The organism is Paenibacillus sp. 01L418 (assembly GCF_056400045.1).
Map to the genome: position 1 here is coordinate 1 of NZ_JBFTSN010000258.1, position 9260 is coordinate 9260.

Below are 9260 nucleotides of genomic sequence, written 5' to 3' on the forward strand. Positions count from 1 at the left end.
GAGTTAACATCAACGAGCTTCTCAGTTGCGTTCAAGGATAGACCATCTGTCATTGTGATTCCCCTTTCTTAGGTTCAATTAGTCTATCTTAGTACAAACCGACCGAGCAGCAAACCCGTCAAAGTATAGTTAAAGGTTCGGAAATTCGAGTCATGATTACGAAATAGACTGGCTAGCAGTATTCGCATCCATTTACACGAAAAGGAGTACTGTACTTGTTTTACATAACAACTAATATGATGGATCCTAAATGTTGAAAAGTAGGTTTTATTGCACATTAAGAATTTCTTGGAAGTATCGTAGGCTATCAAATTTACAATCACTCCATCGCAGAATATATCAATTATACGTGAGTATAGATCATTGTTTTTAGGCTGCTGGTAATTTACTATTTATTAGAAAGTTGGTAATTAATTGAATAATAAACAATGCATTTACGGAGGTGTATGGGCTGGAAAGGAAATGGAAGCACGGATAGGGGAGTGTTACCCGGTTGCCTGGACATCGCGAAATATTTCTTTTCTACAATATTGGAAGCGCTTCCAAACATTTTATTTATAGGGGGATTACATGGTGCGTATAAAAGAATACAGGATGAGAAGTGAATCTATTAAAAAATTTCTCTACATACTGCCTTTCATGGGTTTACTTGCTACCTTTGCATACTACCCGCTATATGGTTGGGTTTATGCCTTCTTTGACTATACGCCGCCGACACCTTTGTCTCAATCCACTTATGTTGGTTTCAAGTGGTTTCGTTCCTTAGTTGAAAACCAAGTAAAGATAGACCAATTGCTTCAGGTTATCAAAAATACGTTTGGGATGAGCGGCTTGGGCCTGCTCTTCTCATGGCTACCAATGATATTTGCTATATTTTTGAATGAAATAAAAGCTTTGCGTTTCCGGAAGTTTGTGCAGACGGTAACGACCTTGCCAAACTTTATCAGCTGGGTACTGGTCTATTCACTGGCCTTTTCTATGTTATCGAGTGAAGGCATCATTAACGGCCTTTTGAATCAACTGGGACTCATCGATTCTCCGATCCTATTCCTTCAAGACTCTGAACATGTATGGATCACCATGTGGGGGTGGTCAATATGGAAAACATTGGGCTGGTCAGCCATCCTGTATATAGCAGCCATTATGAGTATAGATGAATCCCTTTATGAAGCGGCGCGTGTAGACGGTGCGACAAGGATGCAGGTCATATGGCATGTGATTTTACCAAGTCTGATGTCAACCTATTTTGTTTTGTTAATGCTGCAAATTGCGAGCTTCCTGAATAACGGCTTGGAGCAATATTTTGTTTTTCAAAATGCATTTAACAAAGAAAGCATACAGGTTCTGGATTTATATGTGTACAACCTAGCCATGGGGGGCGGTAGCTATTCCGTTTCTGTTGCGATCAGCATGCTGAAGAGCTTGGTCAGTGTTGTGCTTCTCTTTTCAGTGAATGGATTATCAAAAATGATAAGAGGAGAGAGCGTGGTATGAGCGATAAAGCAGCAGGCCTGGCAGCGAACACTGTTAACAACAACAACAAAAAGCATTCCAGCATAACCGACATCTTGATCTCATCATTGATTTATACCTTGTATACGCTGTTTGCTCTAATTTGTATTTTTCCATTTTACTCTATCATTATCAATACAATAAGTGCCAATGATCTTAGCGCCAGAGGTGATATTGTATTCTACCCGCAGCAAATCCATTTCCAGAACTACTTGGATGTATTTAAGATTCCGGGACTATGGAACGCTGCCGTTGTATCTTTGGGAAGAACGCTGATCGGGACTTCTTTGACCGTCGGGGCTTCAGCCTTTTTGGGATTCATGTTTTCTCAGGAGGATATGTGGGGGAGAAAGTTCTGGTACCGCTTCACAATAATTACGATGTTTTTTAATGCAGGAATTATTCCGTGGTATCTCACCATGCGCTCCTTGCATCTGACAAACCATTTTTTGGCCTACATTTTGCCGACAATAGTAGCCCCGTTTTTTATCATTCTTGTAAAAACCTTTGTGGAATCAACGCCTAAGGAATTGCAGCAGGCTGCAAGTATCGATGGGGCTGGGGTTATGACCATTTTCTTCAAAGTGATATTGCCTATAAGCAAGCCGATATTGGCTACAGTTGCCATATTTGCAGCGGTGGATCAATGGAACTCTTTTCAGGATACGCTGCTGCTCGTCACTGACAGCAAATTGTATAGCCTGCAGTTCATTTTATATAACTATATTAATCAAGCAAGCTCATTATCTACCATGGTTAATCTTCAAAATGCCGGTTCTACAGCCATGGCAACTCTGGCAACCAAGCAAACGACAACATCAATCCGTATGACGGTTACCATTATTGTTGTTGCGCCTATATTGCTGGTTTATCCGATCTTCCAGAGGTTTTTTGTAAAAGGGATTATGATAGGGGCAGTGAAAGGCTAACCTGCACCATTATAATAAAAAATGAATTGAGGGGGTTTACCATTGAGTAATCGTCATAAAGCGGTGAAAAAATCGATGGTGGTGTTGTTTACTTGCATATTCATGGTGACAACAGCATTGGCCGGCTGCAGCAAATCGGAGCCCAGCACTAATGAATCGGGACCACAAAACCACACCACGATTGATCACAGCAAGCCGCTAACCCTTACCGTATTCAGCAACGCGGCAAACTACCAAGGAGAGCAGACCGGGTGGTATGGGAAGCTTCTCAAAGACAAGTTTAATATTACGTTGAACATTCTTGCACCTCAGGTAGCCGGCGACCAGTTATACAAGACAAGATCGGCAGCAGGTGATCTGGGAGATATTCTGATCATCGAGAATAGTCAGTTGGAAGAGTTGATTCCGGTAGGTCTTGTTATGGATATCACCGATCGGGTTGCGAATACGAAGTACCTGTCACAATATGTGGACAATCACTTCAAGCCTTTTAATGGAGGATTTGATAAAGTAAATCCGGAAGGCAAGATTTATGGTTTGCCGACTTTTGTAGCGGATACTTCACCAACGACATTTTCAGAAGAACTGCCTTACTCCAGTCCAATCCTGCCTTGGGATTACTATAAGGGAGTAGGAGCTCCTAAGCTGAACAATCTGACCGATCTACTGAATGTACTGAAGCAGATGCAGGCAGAATACCCTAAGACGCCAGACGGCAAACTGATCGTTCCGATCACGCTGTGGAAGGATTGGGACGGCGGGGGGATGGAAAATGTACGCTGGTTGAGCAACTGGTACGGTTATGAACAGCCAAATGGTACCTCTACGATACAGTTGAATGCAAAAGGCGACATCGTTCCGCTCATCGATGACAACAGTATGTACAAAAAAATTGTGCAATTCTATTTTACTGCAAATCAAATGGGACTGATCGATCCGGATTCGGCATCCCAGGACTGGAACAAGGTTGCTGAGAAGCTTACCAACAAGCAGGTGCTTCTTTTGTGGTACTCATGGCAAAGAGGGTTTTACAACTCGATTGAAAGAGGGATGAACGGAGATGGGAATGTCGCAGTTCCGATCGCTGACACCCGAATCATTCAAAGCAGCGATGCTTATTACGGCAGCGGGAGAGTATTTGCAGTCGGTTCAAAAGCCAAGGAACCCGACAGAATTATGGAATTCTTGGATTGGTTCGTGTCTCCTGAAGGCCTTCGCTACACGACGAATGGTTTTGAAGGCTTCAACTACGAAAAGACAGCAGACGGCAAGTTTAAGCTGACCCAAGTCGGTCAAACGGCATTTCAGGAGAATACACCTGTTCCAGAGGAATACGGGGGCGGCGGGTACCAGGATGGCCAAAGCAAGATCAATAGTATGATCATGAGCGATTTTGTGAAGGACCCCGATTCAGGAGAGTTTTATAACAATAATTACTGGAGCTCTACAAAAGAAGCTAACAAGACAACTTTAACGACAGATTGGCAGAGTACATTTAATGCAACGAACGCAACAGAATACTACCTGAAAAATAATATGATCGATATTGTACCTAACATTAATACAAGTTTCGGTGTTGATTCATCAGATATCAAAAACAAGCGAAGCCAAATATCGGATTATGTAAAAAACACATCATGGAAAATGGTTTTCGCAAAAAATCAAGGGGATTTCGACCAGCTGTGGGCAAAGATGAAGACAGATGTGGTGGGTCTGGGTTGGAATGATGTCGTTGCCTCGGATACGGAAAAAGCTAAAAAAATCGTTCAAATGCGTGCTGAAGCGTTGGCAAGCAAATAAATAAAATCTTTCATCATTTCAAACAAGAGGGGTATGAATGAATAATTATACTCCTCTCTTTTACTAGATTACTTAGATTGAAGGGAGTCGTTATCATTGCTTAGAGTCATAAAGGTTAACAATGGAATGGTCCAGGGTCTTCCAGCAGCGGACCCGCGAATTACAAGCTTCAAAGGAATCCCATTCGCCGCTCCACCTGTGGGCGAAAACCGCTGGCGTGCCCCTCAGCCCGCGCAAGATTGGGAAGGCATATTAAAAGCATTCGAATTCGCGCCGATATCGATGCAGGTGAAACAAGAGATCGACGAAAATAATATCTATACCCGGGAGTGGGCCGTGGAACCTGACATTGCGATGGACGAGAATTGCCTCTACCTAAACGTATGGACACCAGCCAATCGTGCAGATGAAAAACTACCAGTCTATGTATGGTATTTTGGCGGAGGACTGCAAGTTGGCCATCCTTCCGAAATGGAGTTTGACGGCGAACGCATGGCTAGACGGGGCATCGTGGTGGTTACGATCAACTATCGTTTGAATGTCTTTGGGTTCTTGTCCCATCCCGACATTACGGCGGAAGCCCCAGAAGCTCCCGCTAACTTCGGCAATCTCGACCAGCAGGCGGCTACAAGGTGGGTCAAGAGCAATATTGAAGCTTTCGGCGGCGACCCGGATAATATCACCATCGGCGGGCAGTCCGCCGGCGGGGGAAGCGTCATGAGCCAGCTTACTTCACCTCAGAATGAAGGGCTCTTTCAAAGGGCAATTATACAAAGCGGGATCTTTACGCCGTTATACCCGGGAAATCTTATGCCGCTTCTTCGGAGCAGCTTGGAAGAAGCGGAACAGGACGGTGTGAAGTTTTTTGAGTATCTCGGTATATCCTCGCTTGCAGAAGCCAGGAAGCTGGATGCGGTGTATCTCCGCGACAAGGCGGTGGAGTACCATGGATTCTGGGGCACCGTCGCAGATCAAGTGTTTAGCTTGGGTAACCCGTTTGAATTGTTTCTTCAAAACAAGCGCTGGATGGTACCGGTAATGTTCGGTCATACGTCCACCGAGTTTTTCAGCGTTCCGCAAGTCGACACCATTGACGACTTCAAGCAAATGGCCATCGCTTTGTTTGGCAATGATGCCGATACCTTTATGGAGCTTTGCAGCGTTCAGCCTGATCACCTCGAAGAGTGCAAGAAGAAGGCCTCGGTGAGCGGCATTGAATATGCCATTCGAATTGCTGCGCAAGGGAGCGCCGATGCTGGTGCCGATACCCCGCTGTATTACTATAATTTTGATGCTGAAATACCGGGTTGGGATAACCCTGGCACTTTTCACTCGGTGGACCTCTGGTTTTTCTTCGAGACGCTCGCTAAATGCTGGAGACCATTTGTAGGCAAACATTATGATTTGGCGCGCCAGATGTGCAATTACTGGGTGAATTTCATCCAGTCGGGAGACCCGAACGGACTAGATGCTACAGGAGAGGAATTGCCGCAATGGGAGCCCTATACACCCGAAGCCCCGTATGGGATGCTGTTCGCAGATCGGGCCGAGTTTTCTAAGGAGCAGCCTAGCGAAATTATGAAGTTTCTAGTGGAACAATATTTCAAGAACAACAGGCTGAACCGCAGCGCCCTTTCATTCGGATGAACCGATTTTGACATAGCTGTCCGGGATGGAAATTATTCATTTGCATGCTTTTGAAATTTTCTTGGCGAATACCCCGTTATTTGTTTGAATTGCCTGCAGAAGTGTTCCACATTATGATAACCGCTAAGAGAGGCTATTTCAGCAATGCTCTGATTGCTGTGAATTAAGTATTCTTTGGCCATTCGAATGCGGCTGTTGATGACATCATCCATGCAAGAGGTACCAAATGTCTTTTTGTAAATATTCTGAAGATAGCCCGGACTGATACAGAGATAATCCGCCATTTTCGACACCGTCCAATAATCGCCAGGATGGTTTTGAATGGCGATGCGAAGCTTCAATAAAGGATAATGCTGAGGCAAAATGTCAACTTGAAAGTAAGATTCTAATAGCTTGTTGAACAGCGTACGGAGTAAACAGTCAATGGAGGATTTTTTGTAATCTCGATTAAAGCTGTGTTCAATGACGAGCAGTTCAAATAACTTGTAGCAGTAGTCCGGATCATTTAGAAAAAAGGGAACGCCTAACGGAAGCGAAGATTCCGTAAAGTAAGGTTCATTGGTTTCGAAGCGAATCCAGTCATTGACGAATTGATCCGCACAGGCCTGGTAATATACTTTTTGTTGCGGGCAATAGAGAATGGCGTTATGGGCGGGATATTCCTTTAATTCGCCATTGACCCAGAATTGTGCGGGAGTTTTGTTGATGACAAGGAGCCAGTGATTGCCAATGGGGACATCGATAACAAAATTTTTTTCGTGCGTAGTATTGCATTCTACATAATGAATATGGGTCATGAGCCCCTCCTTGTAATTAGATCTACTATATTAAGTAGAAGAAATTTATGGATTAATATTCAAATGCGTTACAACAACCAATAAAATAAACTAATGGTAAAAGGTTGAATTGAAATTATGCCCTTTCGGCTTTCCGAGCGGAAGCGAAAGGGCTAAAAAGTTATATTCTCGTTAGTTGAAGCTTTGTTATAGTTGTCATTAACCTTTCACACCACCGACGACCATCCCTTTGACAAAATACTTCTGTAGAAACGGATAGACCATAATAATGGGCAAGCTGGCTACGATCGTCATCGTTGCGCGAACCGATGTTGGCGTAACCGTCGTTACATTGCCCTGCGCATTAGCAAAGGCATCGGCAGCCGAGCCGCCTGAGCTCGTTGTAGCGCTTGATGTAGACAATACCTTCATCAGTTCATACTGCAAGGTGCTTAGTTCTGGCCGGGAAGAGTTATACAAAAATACATCAAACCAGGAGTTCCACTGGGATACCGCTACGAATAGAGACACCGTAGCAAGAGCCGGTATAGTAAGCGGGAGCACAATGCGTGTAAATGTGATAAAGTCTCCAGCACCATCCATTTTGGCCGACTCCATAATGCCCTCCGGCAATCCTTCAATGAAGGAACGGATAACAATCATATTAAACACGCCGATAATGCCGGGGATAATGTATACCCAGAAGCTGTTCAACATCCCAAGCTCTTTGGTCAGCAGGTAGGTCGGAATTAAGCCGCCACTGAAATACATCGTGAAAATAAAGATCATAGATACCATTTTTTTCAATGCATATTCAGGACGGCTAATGGTATAGGCCAGCATCGCCGTACAAAAGACAGAGATAATTGTCCCGATAATCGTCCGCGCCGCGGAGATAAAGGTCGCATAAAACACATTGGATTCGTTGAACACATATTCAAAGTTTCTCAGCGTCCATTCGCGTGGCCAAATATAAATGCTGCCTCGAATCGAATCATTCGCATCGTTAAATGACAAGGCAAACATGTTTAAGAAGGGATAAAGGGTCAAAATAACCAGAATAATCATAAAAATAATATTACACACATCGAATATTTTATCGCCTATCGATGAATTTCGAGCTGATTTGGCTTGTTCCATAGCCTTTGCCTCCTTTCAATTAGTACAATCTGCTTTCGCCCATTCGTTTGGCGAGGTTGTTGGCTGCGATGAGGAAGATGAAGCTGACCACGGTTTTAAACATCCCGGCGGCGGTCGCCAAGCCAAAGTTATTCATTTGCATCCCGTATTTCAAGACGAAGATGTCCAGATTTTCCGAAAATTCAACATTGATACCGTTCCCCAGCAAGTACTGTGCTTCGAACCCGGACTCCAGAATGTGGCCCAAATTCATAATGAGCAGGATGACAATGACCGGCTTCATGCCCGGAAGCGTAACATGCCACATCCGTTGAAGGCGCGAAGCGCCATCCATTTCAGCCGCTTCATATTGAGTCGGATCAATCGTTGTAATAGCGGCCAAATAAATGATGGTATTCCAGCCGACATTTTTCCATACTTCCGTTACTCCGAGAATTCCCCAGAAATATTCGCCAACTCCCAACCACAAAATAGGATGATCGATGAGCTGCAATCGGAGCAGCAATACATTGACAATACCCTCTGGCGCGAGTGCTGTTTGCACAATATTTGCAGCGACTACCCATGAAATAAAATGCGGCAAGTAGCTAATTGTCTGCACCGTTCGCTTGAAATAAACCTTACGCAATTCATTTAGCAGCAGCGCCAGCACAATGGCCGTTCCAAATCCCAGTACCAGATTAATAGAGCTCATAACGAGCGTATTGCGCAGGACGAGATAAAACTGCTGTTCCTGAAACAAAGATTTGAAGTTATCTAAACCGATCCAGGTCTGGTCAAAAAGATCCTTTGCCAATTTGAATTTCTGAAAGGCAATCGTCCATCCCCAGAGCGGAATATATTTAAATAGGATAACCCAGAGGAGAAAAGGCAATGACATCAGCATTAGCATTTTCTGTTTGGATAATGTTTTGAATAAGGTTCTCAGGCGCGAATCGTCAGAAGTCGATCCTGCCAGCTGTACTGCATGTTTCTTCACCCGATCCGTCTCCCTTCCGGCTAAAACTGTCTCTCTTGAGCAAGCTTAGAAGGGAAAAGTGAAGTGGCTTCACTTTTCCCGGTTCATTATTATCATTCAGATGCTGCTGTCTACCAATTTCCTTCGATACGATCCTTTACTTTGGCGGTTACAAATTTTTCAAATCCAGCAGAACCTAGCTTATTAAACTCTGCGATGTATTCATTCCAAATGGACTCAAAGGCTGTCTCAGAAGCGAACACCATTTTTGGATAGTATTTCTGCTGTAGGTCGCCTGCTTTCTGATTGAAGATCTGTTCAGGAGAGCCTTGTTCCTTCTCGATACTCCAGGCAGGGTACCAAGCTCGTTCTACCGGTTCGGAGTAAAAGCCGGAGAAGGTCTTTAGACCGTAGGCTTTTAGGAGGGCTAGATCGCCATCCGTGTAATTGACCGCCGCAACCTCTGGCTGATTAGTAGGCACATGAGCGTTGCCGTCC

General features: G+C 44.2%; 7 protein-coding genes and 1 pseudogene. 4 read left to right on the forward strand and 4 right to left on the reverse strand.

The genetic code is table 11. From position 1 onward, the window contains the following. Nucleotides 1-570 precede the first annotated feature (570 nt). The 4 genes from AC1DSE_RS23765 to AC1DSE_RS23780 all read left to right on the forward strand — a co-directional run bounded on the left by AC1DSE_RS23765 (nucleotide 571) and on the right by AC1DSE_RS23780 (nucleotide 5888). On the forward strand, nucleotides 571-1494 hold the full coding sequence (locus AC1DSE_RS23765) for an ABC transporter permease subunit (protein WP_477508870.1): 924 nt from the start codon (nucleotides 571-573) through the stop codon (nucleotides 1492-1494). Beyond that, the gene (locus AC1DSE_RS23770) at nucleotides 1491-2441 is read left to right on the forward strand and encodes a carbohydrate ABC transporter permease (RefSeq protein ID WP_441880513.1); all 951 of its coding nucleotides are present in this window, start codon (nucleotides 1491-1493) and stop codon (nucleotides 2439-2441) included. The genes AC1DSE_RS23765 and AC1DSE_RS23770 overlap by 4 nt, the downstream gene beginning before the upstream one ends. A gap of 42 nt (nucleotides 2442-2483) precedes the next feature. Continuing rightward, on the forward strand, nucleotides 2484-4241 hold the full coding sequence (locus AC1DSE_RS23775) for a type 2 periplasmic-binding domain-containing protein (protein ID WP_477508869.1): 1758 nt from the start codon (nucleotides 2484-2486) through the stop codon (nucleotides 4239-4241). Between the two features lie 96 nt (nucleotides 4242-4337). Next, a complete protein-coding gene (locus AC1DSE_RS23780; protein WP_477508868.1) occupies nucleotides 4338-5888 on the forward strand; it encodes a carboxylesterase/lipase family protein in 1551 nt (516 codons plus the stop codon). A gap of 32 nt (nucleotides 5889-5920) precedes the next feature. On the opposite strand, the gene AC1DSE_RS23785 is transcribed toward AC1DSE_RS23780, so the two are convergent. The 4 genes and pseudogenes from AC1DSE_RS23785 to AC1DSE_RS23800 all read right to left on the reverse strand — a co-directional run. Next, a complete protein-coding gene (locus AC1DSE_RS23785) occupies nucleotides 5921-6685 on the reverse strand; it encodes a helix-turn-helix transcriptional regulator (RefSeq protein WP_441880519.1) in 765 nt (254 codons plus the stop codon). A gap of 198 nt (nucleotides 6686-6883) precedes the next feature. Further along, nucleotides 6884-7804 carry a carbohydrate ABC transporter permease gene (locus AC1DSE_RS23790; RefSeq protein ID WP_339204221.1) on the reverse strand — a complete coding sequence of 307 codons (921 nt, stop codon included), beginning with the start codon at nucleotides 7802-7804 and terminating at the stop codon, nucleotides 6884-6886. A 19-nt stretch (nucleotides 7805-7823) separates the two neighbouring features. Further along, nucleotides 7824-8732 (reverse strand): ABC transporter permease, encoded by a 909-nt coding sequence (locus AC1DSE_RS23795; protein ID WP_477509116.1) that lies wholly within the window; start codon nucleotides 8730-8732, stop codon nucleotides 7824-7826. 161 nt (nucleotides 8733-8893) lie between these two features. Further along, a pseudogene (locus AC1DSE_RS23800) lies at nucleotides 8894-9260 on the reverse strand (ABC transporter substrate-binding protein); the annotation flags it as partial.